A 25,832-nucleotide genomic window follows, 5' to 3' on the forward strand; every position below is an offset into this window, starting at 1 on the left:
CGCCCTTACTCGCTCAGAAACGCACGGGCGTCAGACTGGCTCAGCCCCATGGCCGATTCCAGATTGGCGCTTTCGACGAGAACCGCGGCCTGGGTCCGGTTCTGCACCCCCAGACGACGCAAGAGCGCGGTGATATGCGCCTTGACCGTTGCCTCGGCCAGCGACAGTTCGTATGCGATCTGCTTGTTGGGCTTGCCTGCACAGATCAGTTTCATGATACGCGCCTGTTGCGGCGTCAGGTCTGCAATGCGCTGGCTGATGTCCTGCACGCTTGGCGCGCGGGTGTCGCGGCTGACCTTGCGCTTTCCGACGGATGCGAAACCGGGTGGCAGATATTGCCGCCCCTCTCGGATGATCATCAATGCGGTTCGCAATTCCTCGGTCGAGGCGTCCTTGGAAATGAAGCCGGCTGCACCGCTGTCCATCAACGCCTCGACCACCTCGGTCGAACTCAGCGCCGATATGACCAGCACGGGCACATCGGGCACGCGTTCGCGCAGGCGCAAGAAACCGCTGATGCCCGTCACATCGGGAAGGCGCAGATCCAGCATCACCAGATCGGGGTCGAAATCCGGGCCGAGCTGGTCAAGCCCGTGCTGCAGGCTTGTTGCCGTGCGGATCGTGCAGCCCTCGAACACCTGCGAGAGCGCCCCTGCAAGAGCGTCGCCGTAAAGCGGATGATCGTCGATGACCAGCACCCCGCGAACGGCAGAAACGCCCGGAATGGCCGGGTCTTGTGTCATGAAAAGTCCTCCCTCACCCTATGCTAGCAACGGAGTCGGGGAGCGTGCAACTGCAATGAAAACATGACGGCGCGTCATGCGGTTTCACGCCGGGAGGGCCGACCGCCAGGGGGCTATCCGGCCGCTGCGCGATAGCACAGGTCCGCGGCATCATTCGCCGCAAAGGCATCGGCCCGGGCCTGCAGATCGACGTGATGGGGCGATTTGATACAGACGGGATCGGTCGCACTGGCATCCCCCACCAGCGCCATCGCCTGACAGCGGCAACCGGCGAAATCAATGGTCTTGCGCTCGCAGGACTGGCACGGTTCCGGCATCCAGTCGGTGCCGCGATAGGCATTGAAGGCCGCGCCCTCGTACCAGATGTCCCGCAGGCTCCTCTCCCGCACCGTATCGAAGGTCAGGCCCGGGATCGTCTGTGCCGCGTGGCAGGGCAGGACAAGCCCATCGGGCGCCACGTTGATCCCCGTGGAGCCCCAGCCGCCCATGCAGCGTTTCGGGTAGTCGGAGTGATAATCCGCCCGGACATAGTCGATCACCAGCGTGCCCTTCAGCCGCTCACGGGCTTCGGCCACGATGGCGTCGGCCTCGCGTGCCTGCGCCCGGGTCGGCATCAGGACGTCCCGGTTCTTCAGCGCCCAGCCGTGGAACTGTACGGTCGCGACCTCGATCCGGCGCGCGCCCATCTCGACCGCCATGTCCAGCGCCCGCGGCAACTGGTGCAGGTTCTGCCGGTGCAGCACGGCATTCAGCGTCAGCGGGAATCCGATCGCGCCGATCCATTCCGCCACCTGCATCTTGCGCGCATACCCGCCCTTGTAGCCGCCGATGCGGTCGGCCATCTCGGCATCGGTGCCCTGCAACGACAACTGGATGTGGTCGAGCCCCGCCTCGTCCAGCTCGCGCAGGCGCCGCTCGGTCAGCCCGATGCCGGATGTGATCAGGTTGGTGTAAAGCCCTGCCTCTCGCGCGGCGATCACCAAATCCACCAGATCGCGCCGCGTTGCCGGCTCTCCCCCCGACAGGTGAAGTTGCAGCACACCCAGATCCGCCGCCTGCCGGAACACGTCGCGCCAGGCGTCGGTGTCCAGTTCGGTCTCCTTCCGGGTCAGTTCGACCGGGTTGGAGCAATAGGGGCAGGACAGCGGGCAGCGGTGGGTCAGTTCCGCCAGCATCGCGATGGGCGGGTTGGCGGTCATGGGCGCACCTCAAGAAATCGCCGTTCGATCAGCGCACCAATGAACCGGGCGCTGTCGTCGGCAATTTCCTCGGCCGGCGCCTTGTATTTCGCCGCCAGCGCCGTTGTGATCGCGCCGAAAGAGCGGTTCCCGTCGATTTCCGACAGGATCGCATGGCCGATGTCGTCCAGCGCGACGGTGCGCTCTGGCGCCAGCAGGACCCAGCGGTCGCGCACCCGGTCGAAATGGGTGCGCACGCCCCGCGGAATGATGGGAATGTCGGTCTCCGCGATCATGAGGCCCGGGCCAGCGCAAGCCCCGTACCCGGCACCCACGCCCCCGGCGGAATGCGGGCCGGTTCGACATAGGCCGAATGAAGCGCATCAAGCTGCGACCACAGGACATCGGTCTTGAAGATCAACGCGTTGGCCGCCGCATCCTGCTTTTCCTGCGTATCGGCGTGATCCAGCACCCAGGCAAGGCCAAAGGCCACGTCCTTCGGCGCCTCGGTCAGGCGCTTGCGGAAATAGGACATGCTGACATCGTTGGCGAAATCGTAGTTTTTCAGCAGTCCCTCGATCCTTTCAGCGTGGATCTTCGGGGCGAATAGCTCGGTCAGGGAGGAGGCCACAGCCTCCAGCAGGGTCTTGTCGCGCACAAAGCGCACATAGGCATCCACGGCGAATTTGGTGGCCGGCAGGATGCCTTCTTCCGATGCCACATAGGCGGGGTCGAGCCCCACGGCCTCTGCCAGCTTCAACCAGCGCGCGATGCCGCCCTCGTTCTCGGCGGTGCCGTCATGGTCCTCGATCCGGCTGCGCCAGGCTCGGCGCAATTTCGGGTCCTCGACGCGCGACATGAAGGCCGCGTCCTTCATCGGGATGCGGGTCTGATAGTAATATCGGTTGATCACCCAAGCGCGCACCTGATCGGGCGTACAGCCCCCGCCATGCAGCAGCTTGTGAAACGGGTGCAGGTCGTGATAGCGCTCCGCCCCGATCTGGCGCAGGCGGGCCTCGAACTCTTCGCGTGTCTGGGTCATGGGGTGATCTCCATTCCGTCCTGTCCAATGATCCAGCCCGACGCCTCGGCCTCTGCCCGCTCGGCGGAGGCCGGGTTCAGCACCGGGTTGGTGTTGTTCATATGCACGAAGACCTTCTTGCCGACATTCAGGCCCGCAAAGGCGGCGATGGACCCATCCGGCCCGCTCATCGACATGTGGCCCATGCGCTTGCCCGTCTTCGGGCCCAGCCCCGCGCGCACCATCTCGTCATCGCGCCAAAGCGTGCCATCGAAAAAGACCAGCGGCGCATCGGTCAGCCGGGCGCGAAGGTCGTCGTTCAGGATCGCGCAACCGGGGATATAGAAGACGTCCTCCCCGCCCGCGGTCAGATGCACCCCGACCGTCTGTTCGCCGACAAGATCGGTCTCGACCGTTTCCCCCTCCATGTAGAGCGGCACCTTGCCGGGCACGGCGAACAACTTTGCCGTCAGGCCGGGCGCAAGGTCGAACGGCGTGTCCAGACGGATCGTCACCCGCTCCACGACCTCTGCATTCAGCGCGTCGAAAATCGGGTTGGCGGCCAGCACCGCGTGAATCTCCCGCGTGGCGAACAGCCGAAAGGCCTGCATCTCCCGCAGGGTCAGAAGGCCCGCGACATGGTCGATATCGCCGTTGGTCACCAGAACCGAGGCCAGCGGCATGTCGCGCAGCCCCGTGGGATGCAGGGCCGCGCAGTCCGTGAGTTGGTGACGTATGTCGGGGGAAGCATTCAGAATCGCCCAGTCCGTGCCGTTTCCCGTCACCGCCAGCGACGACTGCGTCTGCGGCGGTATCGCCCCGGACCGGGCAAGGGTGCAATTTTCACACCCGCAGTTCCATTGGGGCAGTCCGCCTCCCGCAGCGGCCCCAAGGATATGCGCGCGGAGTCCCATTTCCGTCGTCCGCGCGCGGCCGATCAGAACAGAACGCCGTGATCGTCGCCGTTGTCCGGCCCGTACATGTTGATTTCCATGCCGCACTCGATCTCGCGGATGACAGGCTTCTTCCAGCTCATGGTAGTCCTCCCTCTCAAGGTTTGCTCAGCGATGGGTCAATCTTGATCGAACCGACCCGATGCGTCAAAAAGCTTCTTCTAAGAAAAAATAAAAGCATATCTAGACCAAGGTCTTAGGGGCGCGGGCCCGGAATTGGATCAAGCATGAAACCGCGATTGCGCAACGTCTTGATCTCAAAGCCGAAGTCCTGCACCGGGGCAAGCTTGCGGCGCAGATACCCCAGATAGACATCGACCACGTTCTCGGAACTGGTTCCCTCACCTGCCCAGAGACAGTCGAAGATCTCGCCCCGCGGATGCACTTCGCCGCGATGGTCCCACAAATACAGCAGCAGCGCGAATTCACGCTCCGTCAGACTGACCGAGCGGCTGTCGGTGCGCACGATGCGCGCCGCCCTGTCGAACCGGACGGACGGCCCGCCCGCCTGCGCCGCGGCCCGCCTTTGCTGAACCTGCAGACGGGCGACAAGTTCGTCGAAGGAAAACGGCTTGACGATGTAGTCGTCGGCCCCGGCCTCCAGCCCGGCGGCGCGGTCATCCACCTCGGCCAGCGCGCTAAGCATCAGGATGGGCATCCGCCCGCCCCCCGCACGCATGCGGCGCACCAAGTCGATGCCGCTGTCGGGGCCGATCATGACATCGACGATGGCCGCGTCGGGCCCCCTGTCGCGCATGGCCGCAAGCGCCTCCTCCACCCGGTTCGCGGTCGTGGTGCCGAAGCCGTGAAGCTGCAATCCCCGCGACAGGGCGGAGGTGATTTCGGGGTCATCATCGACGATCAGGATAAGGGGCGCGTCGGTCATCGGGGCTCACTCCTCGGCCAGCGGGATCCGAAGGGTCATCATGGTGCCCGGCGCATCACCCAGGCGGTCGGGGTCTGGCACCGGGCTGGTCAGGGCAATCGTCCCGCCCTGCTCCTCCATCACCCAACGGGCCAGCGCAAGGCCGATGCCAAAGCCCTCGGTCGCCGTGTCCTGCCCCCGGTCGAACCGGTTGAAGACGCGGGTCTTGTCGGGCTCGGGGATACCCGGGCCGTTGTCGGTGACGTTCACGCAGCCATACCGCTCCGCCGAGGTAACGCACATGGCCAACCGCCCGCCATCGCGGGCATGGCGCACCGCGTTCCGGATCAGGCCGACAACCACCTGCCGCGACCAGTTGGCATCGCCCCGCACCAGAACGCCCTGAACACCGTCATAGGTCACGGTCAGCCCCGCACTTCTTGTTTCCGCCTCGGTCTCGGTCAGCGCCTCCTCGACAATCAGGTTCAGGGCGAAGGGCGTTCTTGCCAGGTCGATCTGCCCGCTTTCCGATCGTGCGATCCGCAACAGATCGTCGATCCGCCGGTTCAGGCGCCGGGCGCGCGCCTCGATCACCTCAAAGGCCCGGGACGGGTCTCCGGCGCCTTTCGCGCCCAGTTCCGCCTCCATCAGGATCACCGTCAGCGGCGTGCGCAATTCGTGCCCCACATCCGCGAAGAAGCGTCTGCGGCTTTGGTCGGTCCGGGCGAGCAGGTCATTTGCCTCGCGCAGCGCCTTTGTCCGGTCGGCAATCGTCTCGTTCAGTCGATCCCATTCGGCGGCGACCTCGTCCTTTCGTCGTGCCAGCGCGACGGCCATGCGGTTCGTTTCGGCAAAAAGCTGGCTGATCTCGTCAGTTCCGTCCTCGGGCAGCGCGACCGCGAAATCCTCCGCCCCGATCCGCCGGGATGCGGCCCGCGCCAGATCAAGACGGTTCAACTGCGGCCGAACCAGACCGAAATGGAACACCGCCAGCATCAGGGCCGCCAGCACAGACACCGCAACCGCAAGCGAGGTCAGGGTGCGCCGCAACGCCTCCACCCGCGCGTTCAACCGGTCACGGGTTCGGATTTCTTCGGTCACCGCCGCGTTCAACAGCATGTCGAAGCTTTGCGCGAAGACGTCGAGAAAGCCCTGAAGCCGTTCCGCATCTGCCCCTTCGGTCAGCAGGCCGTTGCGGGTGGAGGCAAACAGCGCCTCCATCCGGGCGATGGCAAGGCTTTGGGTCGCCCGTCGGGATTGTTCGTTCAGCCCCAGCGCGGCCGCCTCTGCCACCGCGGCCCCAAGATCGGTGCGGATCGTGGCAAAGCTGCGCGCCAGATCGGCCGCCACCGGGGCCAGCCTTTCGCGGCGCACCTCCAGCGGCACCCCGGCCTGAATGGCCTCGACCGCCACGACAAGGAACGATGACGCCTGCGTGGACAGAACGGCATAGCCCGCGATCCGACGCTCCGCGGCAAGTGATGCCTCGATCCGCTCTCCCATCCGCGCCATGCCGAAAACCGTCAGGCCGCCGGACAGCACCGCAACCGTCCCGATCAGCCCTGCCCCCAGCAACAGCCGCGCCTTGATCGTGCCGAACCCCAAGGCCGACCTCACCCTTGCCGCCCTGCAGCATTTTTTGCTGCACCGCAGCAAATACGAGCAGACAGCGCAAACGCTGCCTCTTTTTCGGCAATCGCCCTCATGTTCGTCTGCCAGTGGCCCAGTCGGAATGGCATATTCGCCGGCTCGCTTCAGACTAATTTCACCCACCTATGCGCCAAATACCAAGCATACCTTTGGATCTATTGACAGCAGGAGCAGCCCATGATGGTGCAACTTCTCTTCATCGCCTGCACTGGGTTGTCCCATCCCAGTTGCGAAGAACGCAGCATGATCTTTACCGACATCACCCCGATGACCTGTGTCATGGGGGCCCAGCCCGAACTTGCGAAATGGGCCGAGGAACATCCCAACTGGACCGTGTCGCGCTGGCGCTGCGGCTACATCAACACCGCCCAGAAGAACATCTGAGCACGCCTTCCGGGCTGCGAGGTTCGGCAGGTCGCTACCGCGGCCCTGTCCCTTCGTCGGGCGGCCATGTGGCGCCGCGTTTTTCCATGTAGGGCTTGAAGTAGTCCCGAAAGGCGGAAAAACCCTCGGCCAGCATCATGAATTCCTGACGGTTCATGACCAGAACCTTGGTATCCTCCGCGGCGCGCACTGTCGTCTTGCGGCGGGTGGCCCCAAGGATCAGCCGCTCCCCGAAATGGCCACCGGGGCCGATGATGCGTGTGGTCATCTTGCCGGTCTCGTCGTCCGGGCGCTCCATCTCGACCGAGCCGGAGACCACGGTGAAAAACCCGTCTGACCGGTCCCCCGCGCGATAGATGATGTCGCCGGCCCGGTAATAGACGTAGCGCAGCGGCGGCTTCGAATAGGCCTTGATCTGCACCACGCTGCGCGCGCCCAGCCCGTCCAGCACCCAGTTGAGCAGCACCTTGATCCGCGTGCCCATACCCGGCAACAGCGCAAGGTAATAGGACCGCCACAACAGCCACGCGGGAACGCCGGTGATCTCTTTGCCGAACACGTCGGCCACCCCCCGTTTGGCCCCCAGCGACGCGAGGGAACCCCGCGATTCATAGGCGAAGGTCTTCACCGGCTTGCCCCGGATCGCGGCGTTGACGTTCTGCGCGATCAGCTTGGCCTCCCGTACCGCGAATTGCGCGGTCGGCGGGGCGAAGTCGAACCGGTCCGTGGCGTTCTCCTTCAGTGGGATCAGCGCACAGTCGCCCAGCGCCCAGATGTTGTCGCGCCCCTTCACCCGCAGCGTGCGGTCGACCGAAACCCGGCCATGTTCCGATGGCAGCCCCATGCGTTTGACGACCGGCAGCGGGGCGTTGCCGATGGTGGCCACGACGGTGCGGGTATCGATCACCTCCCCGTCGGAGGTAACAAGCTGCCGGGCGGTGGCGCTGGCCACGCCGGTTTTCAACCGCAGGTCGATACCGTGGCGGGTCAGGTGGTCGGTGGCATAGGCGGCCAGCCCCTCTGGCATCTCGTTCAGAATGCGCGGCGCGAATTCCAGAAGCAGAACGCGCACCTCAGATGGATCGATCTCCGGGTAATAGGGCAGCGACCGGTCGATCAGCTCCTTCATCTCGCCCACGGTTTCCACGCCGGAGAACCCGCCGCCGATCACCGTGAAGGTCAGCGCGCCGCGGCGCGTTTCCGGCAGGGGTGTGACAGAGGCATGTTCAAGCTGCTGGATCACATGTTCGCGCAGGCGCCGGGCATCCTCCAGCGTCTTCATCTTCAGCGAATGCTCTTCCAGCCCCGGCATGCGCGACAGGTCCGTCCCCTGCCCCAGCGCGATGACAAGGTGATCATAGGGCACCTCCACCGGCATGCGCTGAATGCCCTGAAACACCGTGATCAGCCGGCGGTCGAAATCCACGCTGTCGATCAGCGCCTTGCGCACCATCACGCCTTTGAGAAGAAACCGCAGCGGCGACACCGCATGGCCCGGCGTGATGGACCCTGCCCCGACCTCCGGCAATAGCGGCTGGAAGACGAAGTAGTTCTCGGCGTTGATCAGTTCGACCTCCGCCGTATTGCCGAGTTTCCGTTTCAGCGCACGGGCGGCATACATGCCCCCGAAGCCACCGCCGAGGACTACAACACGAGTCGCCATGGTCATCTCCTGCCTTCTGCGTTGCAGCATAGGGACTGTTCTGCCGAGGGCCAGCCAATTTGCGCAAACGAACGACGATCACGCCGGCCCCGATTTCCGCGCCGCGACAATTACAGGTTGCAAAAGAAATGGCGGAGGGCACAAGGCCAATTTGCCCTGACAGGGGCGGCAAAGGCCCTCACCGTCAGGAAGCGGATCTTGATCGTTAACGTTTGACGCAATGGACCGCCGTTTCTAGACTAAGCCGGCAAAATTTCTCGGGGGGAGACAAGATGAAGAAGAGCATTGCGGCTGCGGCCCTTGCAATCGGCGTGGCCAGTTCGGCCCAAGCCGTCGAGGTCAACTGGATCGACTGGACGGGCTCCGACAATACGAACGGGTTCACCGCATACGGCACGATAACCTCTGACGGGGAAACCATCGATGTCGTCTACAACAATCCGCAGGGCGTGGGGTTCATCCAGACGGGGACCGGTGCGAACTATTTCGGATATTCCGGCGACTCTCCGTATACGAGCGAAGGGCCGAACGGCAATTCCAACGACCCCACCCCGGCAGAGATGATCGCCCTACGCTATGCCGGCACGCAAACGCTGACCTTTTCGCAGACCGTTCAGAACCTGTACTATTCCTATGTCAGCATGAACGGGAACGGCTACCGCTATAGCCAGGATTTCGAAATCCTCAGCAATACCGGCCAGAACTGGGATGGAACCGGCAATGACGGCCGGGGCTATTTCGGCAGCGGCCCGGTGGTACGGGTGGACAACAATGACGGGACCTACTCGCTGAATGCGATCTCGGGTGAACCGCATGGGACGATCCTGTTCACCGATACGTTCGACACCCTGACCTGGCAGAGCCTGACCAACGAATACTGGAACGGGTTTACGATCGGGGTCGAGGGCACGGACGCTCAGGTGCCGGACCCTGTACCGCTGCCGGCAGCGGCTTTTCTGCTGATCGGCGGTCTGGGGTCGCTGGCCGCCCTTGGAACGCGCCGGACGTCGTAAACCCGCAACGGGTTCAGATCACGATCTCATGGCCCGGGGCATGCGCCGGGCCAACAGCCATACACGCGCTGGCGCATTTCAAACCACTCAGATCCGCGCGCCGGTCTTCGCGTCGAACAGTTTCGCCTTCGCCATGTCCACCGCGAACCGGAAACTCTGACCGATGCCCACAGCGTCTTCGGGGTGGACGCGGGCGATCAGGTCTTCACCGGCAATCTGGAACACGATCATCGTGTCGGGGCCGGTGGGTTCCACCACCTCGACGGGCGCATCGAACACATAATGGGTCGGGCCCGGCGCAGCCCCCCGTGCCGCCACGATGGTCTCCGGCCTTATACCGAGGATCACGTCATGGCCGTCCGGCGTGTCGATCCGCGTGGCCTCCGGCGTTGGCAGGGGAAACTTCAGCGGCAGGCGCGCGCCCACGGGCACCACGGACACCGCCGCGCCCTCGCGCAAGACGCGGCCCTTGATCATGTTCATCGGGGGCGAGCCCATGAAGCCCGCCACGAACATGTCGGCGGGGTGTTCGTAGATCGTGGCCGGGTCGGCGAATTGCCGGATATGGCCGTTGTCCATCACTGCGATCCGGGTGGCCAGCGTCATCGCCTCGATCTGGTCATGGGTCACGTAGACGGCGGTCTTGCCCAGCCGCTGATGCAGCTTCTTGATCTCGGTCCGCATCTCGATCCGCAACTTGGCGTCGAGGTTCGACAAGGGTTCGTCGAACAGGAACACCGCCGGTTGCCGGACCAGTGCGCGGCCCATCGCCACCCGTTGCCGCTGCCCGCCCGAGAGCTGCCCCGGCTTGCGGTCCAGCAAATGGTCGATCTGCAGGAGTTTGGCAAATTCCGCCAGCGCCGCATCCTGCCGGTCATTCGGCACCCGGCGCGTCTGCATCCCGAAGGTGATGTTCTCGCGCACGGTCTTGGTGGGGTAAAGCGCGTAGGACTGGAACACCATGGCGATGTCCCGGTCGCGCGGCGGCACCTTGTTGACCTGCTTTTCGCCGATCACGATCTCGCCCGCACTGGCCGTCTCCAGCCCCGAAATCAGGTTCAGAAGGGTGGACTTGCCGCAGCCCGAGGGGCCGACCAGCACCACGAATTCGCCCGGATCGATCTCCAGGTCGATGCCCTTGATCACCTGGGTCGCGCCGAAATTCTTGCGCAAGCCTTTCAGCCGGATGCCCGCCGCCATTCCCTACCCCTTTACCGCCCCGGCCGACAGCCCGCGCACGAACCAGGCACCGGCCACGACATAAACCAGCAATGTGGGCAGGCCCGCGATGATCGCCGCGGCCATGTCCACATTGTATTCCTTCACGCCCGTCGACGTGTTCACCACATTGTTCAGCGCCACCGTCACGGGATTGGAATCCCCCACCGTGAAGGCCACGCCGAACAGGAAGTCGTTCCAGATCTGCGTGAACTGCCAGATGACCGTAACCACGATGGCCGGCAGCGACATCGGCAGCACGATCTTGAAGAAGATGCCGAAGAACCCCGCCCCGTCGACCTGCGCGGCCTGCACGATCCCGTCTGGCACGCCGATGAAGAAGTTGCGGAAGAACAGCGTCGTGAACGCAAGGCCATAGACCACATGCACCAGCACCAGCCCCGGCACCGTACCCGCCAGCCCCAACTGCCCCAGCGTCCGCGCCATCGGCAGCAGGATCACCTGGAACGGGATGAACGCGCCAAACAGCATCAGCGCAAAGATGATGTCCGCGCCCCGAAAGCGCCACTTGGTCAGGGCATAGCCGTTCAGCGCGCCCAACGCGGTGGACAGGAACACCCCCGGCACCGCCATCATCACCGAATTCATCATGTAGGGCTGCAACCCGTCGCAGCGCACGCCCACGCAGGCCGCGCCCCAGGCCTTGGCCCAGGCGTCAAAACGGATGGACGACGGCAGGCTCAGCAGGTTGCCCGCCCGGATCTCCTCCAACGACTTCAGTGAGGTGGAGAGCATCACGAATAGCGGGATCAGGTAGTACAGGCAGAAGATCCCGAGGATCGCGAAGAGGGCGAACCGCATCAGGATTGCCACCGGCCCCGAGGGGCGGACGATGTCAGAGGTCGCGCGCTGTCTCATGACCGTGGCCCGCCAGATTGGCAGAGTCGCCCTGTCGTGCTGCTTGGCCCAGCGTATCGAGGCGCGGAGTCATGGGCCGCAGGCCCGCCGCGCCATCGCCGGGCCGCCCCCTCGGCCCGGCGATCTGGTAATGCCAGCGAGACGTCCGCGGGTTCGGCGGATCTGCTGCCATAAATCGCGTAGAGCAATCGTCGGATCGCCGCGCCGCGGCCCGTCCACGACGCGGCTCGGCATGTCTTCGGAACTCGGGTTGACCCGACAAGGGCGCGACAGCTGCGACGGGCCACTGGGTTCATCGCCGGCTCCCCCGCAGTTCGGAATAAAGATAGGGCACGATGATCGCACAGACGGTCGCCAGCATCATCACCGCGCTCGCCGCCGCCATGCCGAGTTCGGAGCGCTGGAAGGCATAGGCATACATGAAGGTCGCCGGCATGTCGGTGGCATAGCCGGGGCCACCGCCGGTGAGCGCCACGACAAGGTCGAAGCTCTTGATCGCCAGATGGGCGAGGATGATGATCACCGACAGGAAAACGGGCCTGAGGGACGGCAGCACGATGCGCGTATAGGTCCGCCACGGCCCGGCGCCGTCGATGGCCGCGGCCTTCAGCACCTCGTCATCGACCGACCGGAGCCCGGCAAGGAACAGCGCCATCGCATAGCCGGAGCTTTGCCAGACCGCCGCGATCACCACGGTGTAGATCGCGTAATCGGCGTTCACCAGCCAGTCGAACCTGAACCCTTCGAACCCCCATTCATGCATGACCTTCTCAAGGCCAAGACCGGGGTTCAGGATCCATTTCCAGACGGTGCCGGTGACGATGAAGGACAGCGCCATCGGGTACAGGTAGATCGTGCGGATCACCCCCTCGATCCGGATACGCTGGTCCAGCAGGATCGCCAGCACCACCCCGATGGCCATGCTGATCCCGATGAAAAGCCCCGAGAACAGGAACAGGTTCTTCAGCGCCACATACCAGCGCGGCGTGTCCCACAGCCGGATATACTGGTCCAGCCCGTCGAAGGTGTAGACGGGCATCATCGTGGACTTGGTGACCGAGATATAGGCCGTCCACGCGATGAAGCCGTAGACGAAGAACAGGCTCAGCGCGAAGAGCGGCGAGACCACCAGAAGCGGCAGCTTGCGCTCGAACCAGCGCGAAAAAGATGTCAGCACCCCACCCTCGGCCATGACGGCACGGGCGGGCCGGGACATGCCCGGCCCCCCGCCCTTGTCTTACATCGCGCGCTTGACGGCGTCGGCCAGCCGGTTGGCGGCCTCTTCCGACGACATGTCGGAGTTGAAGAACTCCGTCACCAGATCAAGAAACTCCCCCCGGATCGAACGGGGGATGGCCATTTCGTGGGCCATCGACGGCACCAGCGCATCACTCGCCATCGCGTCCAGAAGGTCCGCATGGGACAGTTTTGCACAATCGTCGAATTCCTCCAGCGAGACGTCCGTCCGCGCGGGGATCGAGCCCTTGGCAAGGTTGAAGGTCTTCTGGAAGTCGGGCGACATGATCAGGCTGGCCAGAAGATTCTGACCTTCGATGTTGTCGTCACCCTTGACGTTGAAGAAGGTAAAGCTGTCGGCGTTCAGCACGAAGCCATTACCCGGTGTCGGCGCGCAGACGAAATCCTTGCCCGGCACCTTGCCGGCGGCGAGGAATTCGCCCTTGGCCCAGTCGCCCATGATCTGGAACGCGGCCTCACCATTCATCACCATCGACGTCGCGAGGTTCCAGTCGCGGCCCGGGAAGTTCGGATCGACATAGCCGCGCAGCTTGCGCAACTGATCGAACGAGGCGACCATCGTCTCCGACCGCAGGGCCGTGTCGTCTAGGTTGACCAGCGACGCGCGGAAGAAATCGGCCCCGCCGATCCCCAGCACCACGTTTTCAAAGATCGTCGCGTCCTGCCAGGCCTGCCCGCCATGGGCCAAGGGCGTGATGCCTGCCGCAACCAGCTTTTCGGCCACGGCGTTGAAGTCGTCCCATGTCGTGGGCATCTCTGTCACGCCGACCTTGGCCAGAACTTCGGGGTTGGCCCACATCCAGTCGACGCGGTGGATGTTAACCGGGGCGGCCACATAGTCGCCATCGTATTTCATGATCGCTGCCAGAACCGGCGGCAGCACATCATCCCAGTGCTCATCGGCGGCAACGCTGTCCACGTTGTTCAACGCGCCCAATTCTGCCCATTCCTGAATGCCGGGACCTTTCAGTTGCACCGCCGTCGGCGGGTTGCCGGCCACGACGCGGGCGCGGAGCGCGGTCATCGCGGCATCGCCGCCCCCGCCTGCGATGGGCGAGTCGATCCATGTGCCGCCCGCGGCCTCAAAGCTGTTCTTCAGTTCGCCGACGGCCTTGGCTTCGCCGCCCGAGGTCCACCAGTGCAGGACCTCGACCTTGGGTTCGGCCCAGACCGCGCTTCCCAGGGCCACGCTCGCCACTGCCGCCAGGGGCAGGATTGTCTTCGACTGCAACATGGGATGTCCTCCTCTTTCGTCCGTGGTCCGCAAACCCACCCACGGGAACGGTCTTGCCAAGGCAGCGGATGTGACAGGCCGCCGCACTTTTAGGCTTAATTCCACGTTAGTGCTGCAAATCGAGTCGCGTCAACGACGACGAGGCCTGACCTTGCGGCAGGCCCCGCGTTCAGCGCGGCGAAAGATGAGAATGCGCGGGATCACGCCGGGTGGAGCACGACCCGCGTATGCATCGGCACCTGTTCGTACAGATGGGTGACATGGCTGTTGGCCATGCGCACGCAGCCGTTGGAAACCGACCGGCCAAGACCCGACAGGTCATTGGTGCCGTGGATGCGCAGCATGCTGTCCGCGCCGCCTTCGGTGAAAAGATAGATCGCCCGCGCACCCAGCGGGTTGCCGGGACCGCCGGGCATGCCGTCCTCGTACCGCTTGTAGGCCCGGGGGTCACGCTCGATCATCTCGGGCGTGGGCTTCCACTTGGGCCATTCCTTCTTGGCGCCGACATAGAACACACCGGGTTCATAAAGGCCGTCGCGCCCCACGGCGACCGGATAGCGGAAGGCCCGGTTCTTGGGCAGCGTCCAGTAAAGCGCGTGGTCGCGCGCCACGACGTGGATCTCGTTCGGGCCCGCCCCGCGCATCCGCACGATCCGGGCGTTGAATTCGTCGGGGAGTTTCTTCGGGGCGTCTTCTGTCTGCGCATGCGCCGCGGTGCCAAGAAGAGCGACGGCCCCTGTCTGGATAAGAAATGTTCTGCGTTTCATGTGTTCAACCTGGGTAATTCAGTCCCTGTGATACAATACCACAGCAGCCGGATCAGACATATAGCCCGCCGAACCGGATTGTCAGAACAGGTCGGTGGCCGATCAGCGCCCGGACAGCGCGTCCTCCAGCACGGCACGCAGTATCCCTGCATCGACGTCGGAGGTCACGAACGCCTCTCCGATCCCGCGGGCAAGGATGAAGCGCAGCTTGCCGTCCTGCACCTTCTTGTCCTGCGCCATCAGCGCGATCAGACCCTCGGCGTCGGGCAAATCGCCCGGGATATCGGCCAGGTCCTTCTTCATGCCCATCGCGGCCAGATGCGCCCGCACCCGCGACGGCTCTTCCTGGCTGCAAAGCCCCATCCGGGCGGAAAGTTCAAACGCCAGCGCGCAGCCGATTGCCACCCCTTCACCATGCAGCAGACGGTCGGAATAGCCGGTCGCGGCCTCCAGCGCATGGCAGAAGGTGTGACCGAGGTTGAGCAGCGCGCGCTCCCCCTGCTCGGTCTCGTCCCGCTCCACGATGCCCGCCTTCATCTCGCAAGACCGACGCACGGCGCGGATCCGCGCCGCCCGGTCGCCCGCGGCCAAGGCGGGGCCGTTGTCTTCCAGCCAGTCGAAAAAGGCCGCATCACCCAGCAGCCCGTATTTCACCACCTCGCCATAGCCGGCCAGGAAATCGCGCGGGGTCAGTGTCTCCAACACACCGGTATCGGCCAAAACGAGGCTTGGCTGGTGAAACGCCCCGATCAGGTTCTTGCCCAGCGGCGAGTTGATGCCGGTCTTGCCGCCGACCGAGCTGTCCACCTGCGCCAGCAATGACGTCGGGATCTGCACAAACCGCACGCCACGGCGCAGCACCGCCGCGGCAAAGCCCGCAAGATCGCCGATCACCCCGCCGCCAAGTGCCACGACGATGTCGCGACGCTCGACCTTCTCGGCGATCAGCCATTCGACAGCGCGGGAAAACTGCTCCCACCCCTTTGTGGCCTCTCCGGGCGGCAGGGCCAGCGCCGACATCTCGATCCCCGCGGCGGCCAGGCCCGCCCGCAACGTGTCCAGATGCAAGCCCGCCACGGTCTCATCGGTCAGCACCGCAACGCGGGGGCGTTGCAGCAGCGGCGCGATCTCGGCCCCGGCACGGTCCAGCACCCCCGTTCCGATGCGGATATCGTATTCGCGCCCCGGCAGGGCCACATGCACGGTTTCAAAAGTGTCGGTCATGCTGCCTCCAATACGTCGGGCCGGGCGCCAAGGGCCTTCACCACCGCGTCGGCCGTGTCTTCGATGGTGAATTCGGGATAGGTTCGCACCGCGACATCGGCCATCGCGTAGAACGGCAGACGCTTGTGATACAGGTCGTGCAGCGTCGCATAGGGGTCAGGCGTGCGCAGAAGCGGCCGGGTGTTCTTGTGTTTCACCCGGTTCCACAGCAGATCGAGATCGGCATTCAGCCACACCGACGCCCCGTGTTCGGAGATGATGCGCCGATTGGCTTCGGACAGGAAGGCCCCGCCGCCGGTCGACAATACGCAGGGCCCCTCGGTCAGCAACCGGGCCAGCACTTGCGATTCCTTGCGGCGAAAGAACGCCTCCCCGTCGCGTTCGAAGATCTCGGCAATCGACATGTTCGCGGCTTTCACGATCTCCTGGTCGGAATCGCGAAAGGGCACGCCCAGCTTTCTTGCCAGCGCGGTCCCGACAGCCGTCTTTCCCGCGCCCATGAGCCCCACAAGCGCGACGGTCTTCTTCAACTTGTCGCCCACCTTGGGCAACCTCCCGCCACAGATATCGAATTTCTGACACTCAATGGCGTGAACTCGCGCGGAATGCCAGTTATAATACTCAAAAAGCGTGTCGCACGCAGGTCGTCACAACAAGGCAGAGCAGCATGGTGCGTCTTCTCAAGGCACTGTTTTTTCTTCTGATCGTCGGATTCGTGGGTCTCGTCGGGTTTGCCTATCTGGGCGATCTCGACCCCAGCCAGACTGAGATCAACCAAAGTTTGTCGCTGGATGTGGACTAGACCGCTCCGGCTGGGCGTCGCGATCGGTGTGATGGTCGCGGGGGCCGCGGCAAAAGCCGAACAGCCGCTTTCAGCCATCGACTGGCTGTCCGATTCCATCGCAACGCCGGCGGGCCGTCCCGACGGCCCGGTGATCAATCGCGTCCCCGAAACCGAACCGATCTCGGTCGCGCCGCTGGGCGCCACAAGCCGCGATGCCGTCGGGCTGATGCCCGCGCGCGTGGCCGGACTGCCGGAAAACCTGTGGGGGCCGGGCGACAGTGTGACCATTGCCCGGGCGATCCGGGCGGAGCGGTTCGACACACTGCCCGCGGCCCAGACCCTGCTGTTCCGGATACTTCTGATGGAACAGGCCCCGCCCACCGGCGAGATGGAAGAGGGGCAAATCCTGCTGGCCCGGCTGGACAAGCTGCTGGACCTCGGGGCGCTCGACCAGGCGCAGGCCTTGGTGGAACGGGCGGGCCCCACCGATCCGGCGCTCTTTCGCCGTTGGTTCGACATATCGCTTCTGACCGGGCAGGAAGACCGCGCCTGCGCCGCGATGCGCGCCAATCCCGGGGTCGCGCCGACCTTTCCGGCTCGGATCTTCTGCCTTGCCCGCGGGGGCGACTGGAACGCAGCCGCGCTGACGCTGGAAACCGGGCGCGCCCTGGGCTTCATCACCGATGAAGAAGACGCGCTTCTGGCCCGGTTCCTCGACCCCGACCTGTTCGAGGGCGAGCCCCCCCTGCCCGCGCCGGTCCGCCCCAGCCCGCTGATCTTCCGCATGCGCGAGGCGGTCGGGGAATACCTGCCCACGACGACCCTTCCAGTCGCTTTCGCCCGCGCCGATCTGCGCCCGACCGCCGGATGGAAGGCCCGGATCGGCGCGGCCGAGCGCCTGGCAAGAACCGGCGCCCTGACGCCCAACCAGCTTTTGGGGGTATGGACCGAACGGGAACCGGCCGCCTCCGGCGGATTGTGGGACCGGGTGGGCGCGCTTCAGGACTTCGACCTCGCCATGCTGTCCGGGGACCGGGCAGAGATCGCCCGCACCCTGCAACCCGCGTGGGCTGCCATGGTGTCGGCGGAGCTGGAGGTCCCCTTCGCACAGCTTTACGCCGCGCGACTGGCCGGCCTGCGGCTGAAGGGCAGCGCCGGGGCGCTCGCCTTCCGCATCGGGCTGTTGAGCGACGACTACGAGGAGATCGCGCAGGCCTACAAACCCCAGACGACCGAGGAAACCTTCCTCGCAGGACTGGCCCGCGGCGAGGTTACAGGCCTTTTGCCCCTCAACAGCCTTGGCGAGGCGCTGCGGGACGGGTTCAAGGCAACCCCCGCCCCGACCCAGGACCGCCTGCTGCGAGAGGGCCGCGTGGGCGAGGCGATCCTGTCGGCCATCGACCTTATCACCACCGGCGCCGGCGGCGACATCGCCGACGTGACACGCGGCCTTGCCCTTTTGCGACAACTCGGGCTGGAGGAGGTCGCGCGCAAATGTTCCCTGCAAATGATGCTTCTGGAGAGGCGCGGATGACCCCGGACGATGCCCGCTGGATCGAAACCTTTCTGGAGGCCCAAGCCGCCGAACAGGATGCTGCCCGGAACACCCAGCTTGCCTATGCCCGGGACCTGAAGGACTTCGCCGGCTGGCTCGCCCGCCGGGCGCGCAGCTTTCAGACAGTGGCCGAGACGGACGTGACCGCCTATCTCGTCGATTGCGAGGCAGAGGGGCTGTCGGTCGCCACGCGCGCCCGCCGGCTGTCCGCCATCAAGCAGCTATACCGCTTCGCCTATGAAGAAGGCTGGCGCAGCGACAACCCGGCGATCCAGATCAAGGGGCCGGGCCGGGCCAAGCGGCTGCCCAAGACCCTGACGCACGAGGAGGTCGACCGCCTGCTGGCCGCGGCAGAGGCCTCCCCGAGAGAGGCCACGCGCAATGCCTGCCTGATGCAGGTGCTTTACGCCACGGGCATGCGGGTCAGCGAACTGGTCTCGCTGCCGGTATCTGCCGCACGGGGCGATCCGCGCATGCTGCTGATCCGGGGCAAGGGCGGCAAGGAACGCATGGTGCCCCTGTCGCCGCCCGCAAGACAGGCGCTTGTCGACTGGCTGGCCGAACGCGATGCCGCCGAGGACGCCGCGCGCCAAAAGGGCCGCCCGGCCAGCAAGTTCCTGTTCCCCTCGCGCGGCAAGCTGGGTCACCTGACCCGGCACCGCTTCTACAGCCTGATCAAGGAACTGGCCGTCACCGCCGGGGTGTCCCCCGACAAGGTCACCCCACACACCCTGCGCCATGCCTTTGCGACGCATCTTCTGGCCGGCGGGGCCGACCTGCGCTCGATCCAGATGCTCTTGGGTCATGCCGATCTGGCCACGACGGAAATCTATACCCATGTCCTCGACGACCGTCTAAAGGAGCTGGTGTTGCACCATCATCCACTGGCCCGCGACCCCGGACCGACTTGAATCGCGGCGCGACGCCCCCATAACTTGCACTGACATCCATATCAGAGTTCCCGATGGACAGCCTTGCCTCGCTGCTTGACGCGGCCTTTTTCGCAACCGCCGCCGCCATTCTCGGCCTTCTTCTCATGTCAGCCTTTTTCTCGGGGTCCGAGACCGCCCTGACCGCGGCGTCTCGCGGCAAGCTGCGCGCCCGTGCGGACAAGGGTGAAAAGGGGGCCGAAACCGCGCTGAAGATCACCGAGGATAACGAACGCCTGATCGGGTCGGTTCTGCTGGGCAACAACCTCGTCAATATCCTCGCGACGTCGCTGGCCACGGCGATGTTCACGCGGATCTTCGGGGAATCCGGTGTGGCGCTGGCCACGCTGGTGATGACCTTCCTCGTGCTGATCTTCGCCGAGGTCCTGCCCAAGACCTATGCCATCACCAATGCCGAACTTGCCGCGGCGCGGGTGTCTCCGGTGATCCGTCTGTTGATCCTTGTGTTTTCTCCGGTGGTGGGCGCGATCCGGGCACTGGTGCGCCAGATCCTTGCCGTCTTCGGCGTCAAGACCGACCCCGACAGTCATATCCTCGCCGTGCGAGAGGAAATCGCCGGCGCCCTTCAGATCGGCCATGCCGAAGGCGTCGTCCACAAGGAAGACCGCGACCGGATCCTCGGCGCGCTGGATCTTGGCGAGCGGGCGGTGGAGGAGATCATGCGCCACCGCTCCAACATCGAGATGGTCAATGCCGACGACCCGCCCGAGGCGGTCCTGTCGCAATGTCTGGAAAGCTCTCACACCCGGCTGCCGATCTACAAGGACGACCCCGAAAACATCGTCGGCGTGATCCATGCCAAGGACCTGCTGCGCGCGATGGACCGGCTGGTGCGGGGCCCCGATGCCTGCCCCGAGCGGTTGAAGGAGTTCAAGGTCCTCGACGTCGCGATGAAACCCTATTTCGTGCCCGAGACGACCACGCTGGACGACCAGATGCGGGAGTTCCTGCGCCGCCACACCCATTTCGCACTGGTCGTGGACGAATACGGCGCGCTGCGCGGGCTGATCACGCTGGAAGATATCCTTGAGGAAATCGTGGGCGAGATCACCGACGAATTCGACGTCGACGCCGAGAACCCGGTCCGCCGGGCGGAAGATGGCAGCGTGCTGGTCGATGGCGCCATGACGATCCGCGACTTCAACCGCGCCATGGACTGGAACCTGCCGGACGAGGAAGCCAACACCATCGCCGGGCTTGTGATCCACGAGGCCCAGACGATCCCCAACCAGGGGCAGGTGTTTTCCTTCCACGGCTTCCGGTTCGAGGTCACCCAGCGGCAAGCAAACCGGATCACCCGGTTGAAGATTCGCCCGTTGTAAGAGGCATCGCCACACCCCCTTCCGCCCAATCGTTTCATCGTGAAAAGGCGGCGGTCCGGGCGGTGCTGAAAGCCGCACGCGACGGTATGAGGCGTAGCGGCCCAACGGATGCGCGGCGTGACTTATCCTGAAATGGGCGGAACCGCTTTGACCGTGGTGCTGCGGTTGACCAATCCCCCGACCTTCCGGGCCGCGAGGTGGATGCTTGTCGCAATGCAGGCCCGCAAGCTTCTGAAAACACGAAGGGCCGCGCAGATGCACGGCCCCTGTAATCCTTGTCCGACGCCTCAGCGCTTGGAGAACTGGAAGCTCCGGCGGGCCTTGCGGCGGCCGAATTTCTTGCGTTCCACCACGCGGCTGTCGCGGGTCAGGAAGCCCGCGGCCTTCAGCGGCCCGCGAAGCGTCGGGTCGTAAAGTTGCAGCGCCTTGGAAATCCCGTGCTTCACGGCACCGGCCTGACCGGACAGCCCGCCGCCCTTGACCGTCGCCATGACGTCGAACTGGTCGACGACACCGGCCACCTGGAACGGCTGGCGCAGGATCATCTGCAGCACCGGGCGCGCAAAATACGTGTTCAGTTCCTTGCCGTTCACCGTGACCTTGCCAGAGCCGGGCTTGATCCAGACACGGGCGACCGCGTCCTTCCGCTTGCCGGTGGCGTAAGACCGGCCAAGGCTGTCACGAACGGGCTCGCGCGGGGTTTCGACCTCGGTCACGACGGCGGCCTCGCCGGAGACGACCTCGTTCAACTGGTCGAGGGATTTGACTTCTTCAACCATCATGCGCTCCGGGTGTTCTTCTTGTTCATGGACTTCACGTCCAGCACTTCGGGGTTCTGCGCCTCGTGCGGGTGCTCGGCCCCTGCATAGACACGCAGGTTGGTCATCTGCTTGCGGCTCAGGCGGTTGCCCGGCAGCATGCGCTTGACCGCGGCGGTCACGACACGTTCGGGATGCGCGCCTTCCAGGATCTGGCCCGCGGTGCGGTGCTTGATCCCGCCGGGATGGCCGGTGTGCCAGTAGTATTTCTTGTCGGCGCGCTTGTTGCCGGTCATCTGCACCTTGTCGGCGTTGATGACGATCACGTTGTCGCCCATGTCCATATGGGGCGTGAAGGACGGCTTGTGCTTGCCGCGCAGGCGCATGGCGACGATCGAGGCGAGACGACCGAGAACAACGCCCTCGGCGTCGATCACGATCCATTTCTTCTCGATATCCGCCGGGGTAGCGGTGAAGGTTTTCATGGGTCTGCCCTATCGGCTGAGTTTGTCCTTGGGTGCGCGGGCACAGGCCCTGCCCCATTCGGGATGGCGGAGTTCTAAGGATTTCGCGCATCCAGTCAAGGGCCATCTGTCCATTTTATCGAATGTATTTCAATGACTTGAAAATACGGTATCATAAAACCCCATGAAATCGCGCGTGTCACGGGTGCCGAACGATCCTTTGGCCAAGATCGGCGGCGGCCAGACGCAGGCCTTTGCATGCCGGCTGCAAGAACGGCGCCGGCCTTTGCCCGCAGGGCGCCAGAGGTCGATGCCGTTCATGGCACGAGAAGTCGCCAGAACCTTGAACCAGAAAAATTTGAACCAAGTGCGCCCACCTTTCGACTATCCTTTGTCAATGGGGTGATTTGGGCCCGGATTGGCAACCGACGGTCAAGAATGACCGCCGGAAAATGTTGATAGAAAAGGACAGACTCTATGAAACAGTTCAAATACGGGCTCGCCGCCGCGATGGTGCTGATGTCCCCGCTGGCCGCGAACGCCGGTGTCCTCAACGTCTTTTCGGCCAATGAGGACACGGCCGCAGCCCTCACGCCGACCGTGGATGCGTTTCGCGCGGCGCTCGGCACACTGAACAGCAATGATCCGGTCAATGGGGACGCCAACGGCCGCCGCCAGATCAACTGGGACGCCGCGCCGGACGCGGTTTCGGACCCCAACGCGTTTCCCGGTGACTTCTTCAACGCAAATGTCGCGCCGCGCGCCCGAGGCATCGAATTTCGCGCGGCTGGTAACACGACCGGCTTCCAGCTGTCCTCAACCGCGGCGTCGGGCGAGCCGGTGGAGTTCGGCTTCCCCGCAGGTTTCACCTTCTTCAGCGCCGAACGGCTGTTCACGCCGGTCGGGGACACCGTCTTCGACGTGGTTTTCTTCGATCCGGCCGACCAGGTGACCCAAGCGGTGACACGCGGCCTTGGCGTGGTGTTCACGGACGTGGAATCGAATACCGGCGCGACGATGTCCTTCTATGACATCGACGACACCCTGCTGTACGAGCAGAACGTCCTGTCCGGCAGCAACGCGTCGCTGTCCTTCCTCGGCGTGACGTTTACCGATGCCGAAGTCGCCCGCGTGCGCATCAATGCCGGCATCGAAGGCTTCGATTCGATCGTGATGGACGACTTCATCTTCGGTGAACCGGTGGCCGCGACGAATGCCGTGCCGCTGCCGGCGTCGCTGGCGTTCCTGCCGGCCGGTCTGGCGGCCTTGGGCCTGATGCGTCGCCGCCGCCCCGGTGCAATCGACCCTGTTGTGTAAAATTATCCCGAAAATTGGTCCCGACCGGCAACGGTCGGGACCCGCGCTAAAGGAATCGTAACGCGGGGCGTGGAAATCTCTTGATCGACTCGGCCATAGGTCTTAGGTGCGCTCCACGATCGGAACCGATCCCAACTTCGGATCTCCCGGGGGGGCGCTAAGGGACCGACTGGATTCAATCTACTGGTAGAAGGGGCGCGCCATGACTGACGCCAACCTCTTCCAACTGGGGATCGGTCTGGAGACAGGCGCCCATGCGGAAGATCACCGCAGCTTTGTTGCTGCACAGAAAACACGTGACGTCTTCGACGAAGACCGCGATGACCATTTCATCCGCCGCGACGGCCGGGTGTTCGCCGGCACCCATCTCATTATCGAGGTGGTGGACGGTCACGGTCTGGATGACGAAGATCGCATCCAGAACGCGTTCCGCGATTGCGTGGACGAATGCGGCGCCACGCTGCTGCACATCCATACGCACAAGTTCAGCCCCCAGGGCGTCAGCGGTGTGGCCGTGCTGGCCGAAAGCCACATCTCGGTCCATACGTGGCCCGAGATCGGCTATGGCGCGTTCGACGTGTTCATGTGCGGCGATGCCGATCCCTGGCGCGCGGTGGACGTGCTGAAGGCCGCCTTCCACACGCAGGACGTCCGGGTGAAGGAACTGCTGCGCGGCGACGGTCTGGTCAGCGAAGAACAGGCCGCCTGATCACCCCGACCAGAAGGGGCGCGCGGCCTCCCGCCGCGCGGCTTCTTGTGTCAGCCCGATATCGTTCAGGGTGTGCGTCGACATCCGCGCAAGCTGACCGCGTGTCCGGGCGTTGCGCCACCAGCGGCGGAACATGTTCCCCCAACGGATCGCGCAGGATGCGGCGTGGGGAATGGTCAGATCGTCCATCGGGTGGGTCCTTTTCTCTGTGACACCGGCACCCTGCCACGCTGCGGGACGGCGATGTTTCGGCCCGGGCCGAAATGTCGGCCCTTGACCTGCGGCCGCCACTTCCTGACGGTCTGCCCATGAAAGATGGCCCTGACATCACGCGCATCGCCGCGCTTATCGGCGATCCGGCCCGTGCCTCGATCCTGTCGGCGCTTCTGTCGGGGCAGGCGCTGACGGCGGGCGAACTTGCCGCCGAGGCCGGGGTCAGCCCGGCCACCGCCTCGGGCCACCTGTCGCAATTGGCCGAGGCAGGGCTTTTGTGGGCGCGCAAACAGGGCCGGCACCGCTATTTCGCACTGGCCGATGACGAGGTCGCCCGGACGCTGGAGGCGCTTGCCGGGCTGGCCGCCGCACGGGGACATTTGCGCACCCGCCCCGGCCCGCGCGATGCCGCCCTTAGAGAGGCGCGCGTCTGCTATGACCACATGGCGGGGGCCCGCGCCGTACAGATCTTCGACAGCATGGCCGACCGCGGGTTCCTGACCGTCGCGCGCGAAGACGTGGCGCTGACCGCTGCGGGCCATGATTTCGTGGCCGGGCTGGGGATCGACCTCGCCCCGTATGAGGCCGCACGCCGCCCGCTTTGCCGGGTCTGCCTGGACTGGAGCGAACGACGTTCCCACCTTGCCGGGGCGCTTGGCGCGGCGCTCCTGTCCCACGGCCTTGACGGCGGCTGGCTGCGCCGGGCCGACACCGGGCGCCACCTTGCCATCACCCAAAAGGGCGAAGGAGCCCTTGCCGCGGCCTTTCCGCTTTGACCAAATGCCGGCAACGGACCGACCGTGCCGATTGACTTCCAAGGAGACCCGAGATGACCGATGACACGATGCCCGGATGGACGGTGGAGCGCCTGCACAACGGCTGGGGCCAGGCGTTGGAAGAATCCGAGGTTCTGTATGACAACGAAACCGACCATCAGCGCCTGCGCGTCTTCACCAACCCGCGCTTCGGGCGGGTACTGACGCTTGACGGTGTCGTGCAAACCACCGAGGCCGACAATTTCATCTATCACGAGATGCTGACCCATGTTCCGATCCTCGCCCACGGCGCGGCAAGGCGCGTCCTGATCATCGGCGGGGGCGACGGCGGCATGGCGCGCGAAGTGTTGCGCCACCACGGCATCGCGCATGTGACCATGGTGGAGATCGACGCGGGCGTGGTCGAGTTCTCCAAACAATATCTCCCGATGCTCAGCGCGGGCGCCTTCGGCGATCCGCGCCTTACCCTCGTGATCGACGATGGCGCGGCGTTCATGAAAACGACCGAGGACAAGTTCGACGTCATCATCGTGGATTCCACCGATCCCATCGGCCCGGGCGAGGTCCTGTTCACCGACACGTTCTATGGCCATGCGAAGCGCGCGTTGACGCCCGGCGGTATTCTCGTCACCCAGAACGGTGTGCCCTTCATGCAGGGGGACGAGTTGACCAACACGCTGCGCGCGTTCAAGGCGCTGTTTTCCGACTGGGGGTGCTATCTGGCAACCGTGCCCACCTATGCGGGCGGCCCGATGGCCTTTGGCTGGGGCACCGATGGCGACGGGCGGAGCGTGGATGTCGACACTCTTCGGCAACGCTATACCGCTGCCGGGCTCGAAACCGACTATTACACACCAGCAGTCCACAAGGGCGCCTTCGCCCTCCCCGGCTATGTCGAGCGGCTGATGCCCTGAGCCGGACCAGCGGAGAGGGGG

General features: G+C 64.7%; 30 protein-coding genes. 11 read left to right on the forward strand and 19 right to left on the reverse strand.

The genetic code is table 11. The features are described from left to right. Positions 1–5 precede the first annotated feature (5 nt). The 8 genes from RGUI_RS04205 to RGUI_RS04240 all read right to left on the reverse strand — a co-directional run bounded on the left by RGUI_RS04205 (position 6) and on the right by RGUI_RS04240 (position 6,377). Complete coding sequence (locus RGUI_RS04205) at positions 6–743, reverse strand: response regulator transcription factor (RefSeq protein WP_081531900.1); 738 nt, start codon at positions 741–743, stop codon at positions 6–8. A 113-nt stretch (positions 744–856) separates the two neighbouring features. After that, positions 857–1,942, reverse strand: a complete 1,086-nt coding sequence (gene pqqE / locus RGUI_RS04210) for a pyrroloquinoline quinone biosynthesis protein PqqE (protein ID WP_081531901.1) — start codon at positions 1,940–1,942, stop codon at positions 857–859. Further along, entirely contained in the window at positions 1,939–2,217 is a 279-nt protein-coding gene (gene pqqD, locus RGUI_RS04215; RefSeq protein ID WP_081531902.1) for a pyrroloquinoline quinone biosynthesis peptide chaperone PqqD, read from the reverse strand. The genes pqqE and pqqD overlap by 4 nt, the downstream gene beginning before the upstream one ends. Continuing rightward, on the reverse strand, positions 2,214–2,963 hold the full coding sequence (gene pqqC, locus RGUI_RS04220) for a pyrroloquinoline-quinone synthase PqqC (protein WP_081531903.1): 750 nt from the start codon (positions 2,961–2,963) through the stop codon (positions 2,214–2,216). The genes pqqD and pqqC overlap by 4 nt, the downstream gene beginning before the upstream one ends. Continuing rightward, the gene (gene pqqB / locus RGUI_RS04225; protein ID WP_081531904.1) at positions 2,960–3,856 is read right to left on the reverse strand and encodes a pyrroloquinoline quinone biosynthesis protein PqqB; all 897 of its coding nucleotides are present in this window, start codon (positions 3,854–3,856) and stop codon (positions 2,960–2,962) included. Before pqqB ends, pqqC begins: the two co-directional genes overlap by 4 nt. Before the next feature lie 23 nt (positions 3,857–3,879). Next, on the reverse strand, positions 3,880–3,978 hold the full coding sequence (gene pqqA, locus RGUI_RS04230) for a pyrroloquinoline quinone precursor peptide PqqA (RefSeq protein ID WP_081531905.1): 99 nt from the start codon (positions 3,976–3,978) through the stop codon (positions 3,880–3,882). 113 nt (positions 3,979–4,091) lie between these two features. After that, the gene (locus RGUI_RS04235) at positions 4,092–4,781 is read right to left on the reverse strand and encodes a response regulator transcription factor (RefSeq protein ID WP_081531906.1); all 690 of its coding nucleotides are present in this window, start codon (positions 4,779–4,781) and stop codon (positions 4,092–4,094) included. 6 nt (positions 4,782–4,787) lie between these two features. Then, entirely contained in the window at positions 4,788–6,377 is a 1,590-nt protein-coding gene (locus tag RGUI_RS04240) for a HAMP domain-containing sensor histidine kinase (RefSeq protein ID WP_253798835.1), read from the reverse strand. Between the two features lie 210 nt (positions 6,378–6,587). Between RGUI_RS04240 and RGUI_RS04245 the strand changes: the two genes are divergently transcribed. Next, entirely contained in the window at positions 6,588–6,794 is a 207-nt protein-coding gene (locus tag RGUI_RS04245) for a hypothetical protein (protein ID WP_253798837.1), read from the forward strand. A gap of 34 nt (positions 6,795–6,828) precedes the next feature. On the opposite strand, the gene RGUI_RS04250 is transcribed toward RGUI_RS04245, so the two are convergent. Next, on the reverse strand, positions 6,829–8,457 hold the full coding sequence (locus tag RGUI_RS04250) for an FAD-dependent oxidoreductase (protein WP_156882861.1): 1,629 nt from the start codon (positions 8,455–8,457) through the stop codon (positions 6,829–6,831). A gap of 272 nt (positions 8,458–8,729) precedes the next feature. On the opposite strand from RGUI_RS04250, the gene RGUI_RS04255 reads away from it, so the two are divergent. Next, positions 8,730–9,470, forward strand: coding sequence for a VPLPA-CTERM sorting domain-containing protein (locus RGUI_RS04255; protein WP_081531908.1), 741 nt, complete (start codon positions 8,730–8,732; stop codon positions 9,468–9,470). A gap of 87 nt (positions 9,471–9,557) precedes the next feature. On the opposite strand, the gene RGUI_RS04260 is transcribed toward RGUI_RS04255, so the two are convergent. The 7 genes from RGUI_RS04260 to RGUI_RS04290 form a co-directional block, all read right to left on the reverse strand. After that, on the reverse strand, positions 9,558–10,670 hold the full coding sequence (locus tag RGUI_RS04260; RefSeq protein WP_081531909.1) for an ABC transporter ATP-binding protein: 1,113 nt from the start codon (positions 10,668–10,670) through the stop codon (positions 9,558–9,560). Positions 10,671–10,673: 3 nt separating this feature from the next. Further along, a complete protein-coding gene (locus tag RGUI_RS04265; RefSeq protein ID WP_081531910.1) occupies positions 10,674–11,567 on the reverse strand; it encodes a carbohydrate ABC transporter permease in 894 nt (297 codons plus the stop codon). A gap of 292 nt (positions 11,568–11,859) precedes the next feature. After that, positions 11,860–12,783: a carbohydrate ABC transporter permease gene (locus RGUI_RS04270; protein WP_081531911.1), complete on the reverse strand. Its 924-nt coding sequence runs from the start codon at positions 12,781–12,783 to the stop codon at positions 11,860–11,862. 21 nt (positions 12,784–12,804) lie between these two features. Continuing rightward, positions 12,805–14,058: an ABC transporter substrate-binding protein gene (locus tag RGUI_RS04275; protein WP_081531912.1), complete on the reverse strand. Its 1,254-nt coding sequence runs from the start codon at positions 14,056–14,058 to the stop codon at positions 12,805–12,807. 200 nt (positions 14,059–14,258) lie between these two features. Then, positions 14,259–14,825: a L,D-transpeptidase gene (locus tag RGUI_RS04280; RefSeq protein ID WP_081531913.1), complete on the reverse strand. Its 567-nt coding sequence runs from the start codon at positions 14,823–14,825 to the stop codon at positions 14,259–14,261. A gap of 102 nt (positions 14,826–14,927) precedes the next feature. Next, entirely contained in the window at positions 14,928–16,049 is a 1,122-nt protein-coding gene (gene aroB, locus RGUI_RS04285) for a 3-dehydroquinate synthase (protein ID WP_081531914.1), read from the reverse strand. Further along, positions 16,046–16,591, reverse strand: coding sequence for a shikimate kinase (locus RGUI_RS04290; protein WP_081531915.1), 546 nt, complete (start codon positions 16,589–16,591; stop codon positions 16,046–16,048). The genes aroB and RGUI_RS04290 overlap by 4 nt, the downstream gene beginning before the upstream one ends. Positions 16,592–16,716: 125 nt before the next feature. On the opposite strand from RGUI_RS04290, the gene RGUI_RS22340 reads away from it, so the two are divergent. From RGUI_RS22340 to RGUI_RS04305, 4 genes are read left to right on the forward strand one after another with little or no spacing between them, the layout of a single operon-like run. Further along, complete coding sequence (locus tag RGUI_RS22340) at positions 16,717–16,851, forward strand: hypothetical protein (RefSeq protein ID WP_256387874.1); 135 nt, start codon at positions 16,717–16,719, stop codon at positions 16,849–16,851. After that, positions 16,841–18,367, forward strand: a complete 1,527-nt coding sequence (locus RGUI_RS04295) for a hypothetical protein (protein ID WP_081531916.1) — start codon at positions 16,841–16,843, stop codon at positions 18,365–18,367. Before RGUI_RS22340 ends, RGUI_RS04295 begins: the two co-directional genes overlap by 11 nt. Beyond that, positions 18,364–19,299 carry a site-specific tyrosine recombinase XerD gene (locus RGUI_RS04300; RefSeq protein WP_081531917.1) on the forward strand — a complete coding sequence of 312 codons (936 nt, stop codon included), beginning with the start codon at positions 18,364–18,366 and terminating at the stop codon, positions 19,297–19,299. Before RGUI_RS04295 ends, RGUI_RS04300 begins: the two co-directional genes overlap by 4 nt. A 53-nt stretch (positions 19,300–19,352) precedes the next feature. Then, a complete protein-coding gene (locus tag RGUI_RS04305) occupies positions 19,353–20,660 on the forward strand; it encodes an HlyC/CorC family transporter (protein WP_081531918.1) in 1,308 nt (435 codons plus the stop codon). Positions 20,661–20,947: 287 nt separating this feature from the next. Here RGUI_RS04305 and rpsI read toward each other — a convergent pair whose 3' ends face one another. After that, the gene (gene rpsI, locus RGUI_RS04310) at positions 20,948–21,439 is read right to left on the reverse strand and encodes a 30S ribosomal protein S9 (protein ID WP_081535964.1); all 492 of its coding nucleotides are present in this window, start codon (positions 21,437–21,439) and stop codon (positions 20,948–20,950) included. Beyond that, positions 21,439–21,903, reverse strand: coding sequence for a 50S ribosomal protein L13 (gene rplM, locus RGUI_RS04315; protein WP_081531919.1), 465 nt, complete (start codon positions 21,901–21,903; stop codon positions 21,439–21,441). The genes rpsI and rplM overlap by 1 nt, the downstream gene beginning before the upstream one ends. A gap of 163 nt (positions 21,904–22,066) precedes the next feature. Between rplM and RGUI_RS21085 the strand changes: the two genes are divergently transcribed. The 3 genes from RGUI_RS21085 (at position 22,067) to speD (ending at position 23,908) form a co-directional block, all read left to right on the forward strand. Next, on the forward strand, positions 22,067–22,288 hold the full coding sequence (locus tag RGUI_RS21085; protein WP_156882862.1) for a hypothetical protein: 222 nt from the start codon (positions 22,067–22,069) through the stop codon (positions 22,286–22,288). A 71-nt stretch (positions 22,289–22,359) separates the two neighbouring features. Continuing rightward, positions 22,360–23,199, forward strand: a complete 840-nt coding sequence (locus tag RGUI_RS04320) for a VPLPA-CTERM sorting domain-containing protein (RefSeq protein WP_081531920.1) — start codon at positions 22,360–22,362, stop codon at positions 23,197–23,199. Positions 23,200–23,401: 202 nt separating this feature from the next. Further along, positions 23,402–23,908 carry an adenosylmethionine decarboxylase gene (gene speD, locus RGUI_RS04325; RefSeq protein ID WP_081531921.1) on the forward strand — a complete coding sequence of 169 codons (507 nt, stop codon included), beginning with the start codon at positions 23,402–23,404 and terminating at the stop codon, positions 23,906–23,908. On the opposite strand, the gene RGUI_RS04330 is transcribed toward speD, so the two are convergent. Next, positions 23,909–24,097, reverse strand: coding sequence for a DUF1127 domain-containing protein (locus RGUI_RS04330; protein ID WP_081531922.1), 189 nt, complete (start codon positions 24,095–24,097; stop codon positions 23,909–23,911). A gap of 119 nt (positions 24,098–24,216) precedes the next feature. Between RGUI_RS04330 and RGUI_RS04335 the strand changes: the two genes are divergently transcribed. Both RGUI_RS04335 and speE read left to right on the forward strand, forming a co-directional pair. After that, positions 24,217–24,897 carry a helix-turn-helix transcriptional regulator gene (locus RGUI_RS04335; RefSeq protein WP_081535965.1) on the forward strand — a complete coding sequence of 227 codons (681 nt, stop codon included), beginning with the start codon at positions 24,217–24,219 and terminating at the stop codon, positions 24,895–24,897. Positions 24,898–24,950: 53 nt separating this feature from the next. After that, positions 24,951–25,811, forward strand: coding sequence for a polyamine aminopropyltransferase (gene speE / locus RGUI_RS04340; protein ID WP_081531923.1), 861 nt, complete (start codon positions 24,951–24,953; stop codon positions 25,809–25,811). Positions 25,812–25,832 lie beyond the last annotated feature (21 nt).

This window comes from Rhodovulum sp. P5 (genome assembly GCF_002079305.1).
GTDB lineage: Bacteria > Pseudomonadota > Alphaproteobacteria > Rhodobacterales > Rhodobacteraceae > Rhodovulum.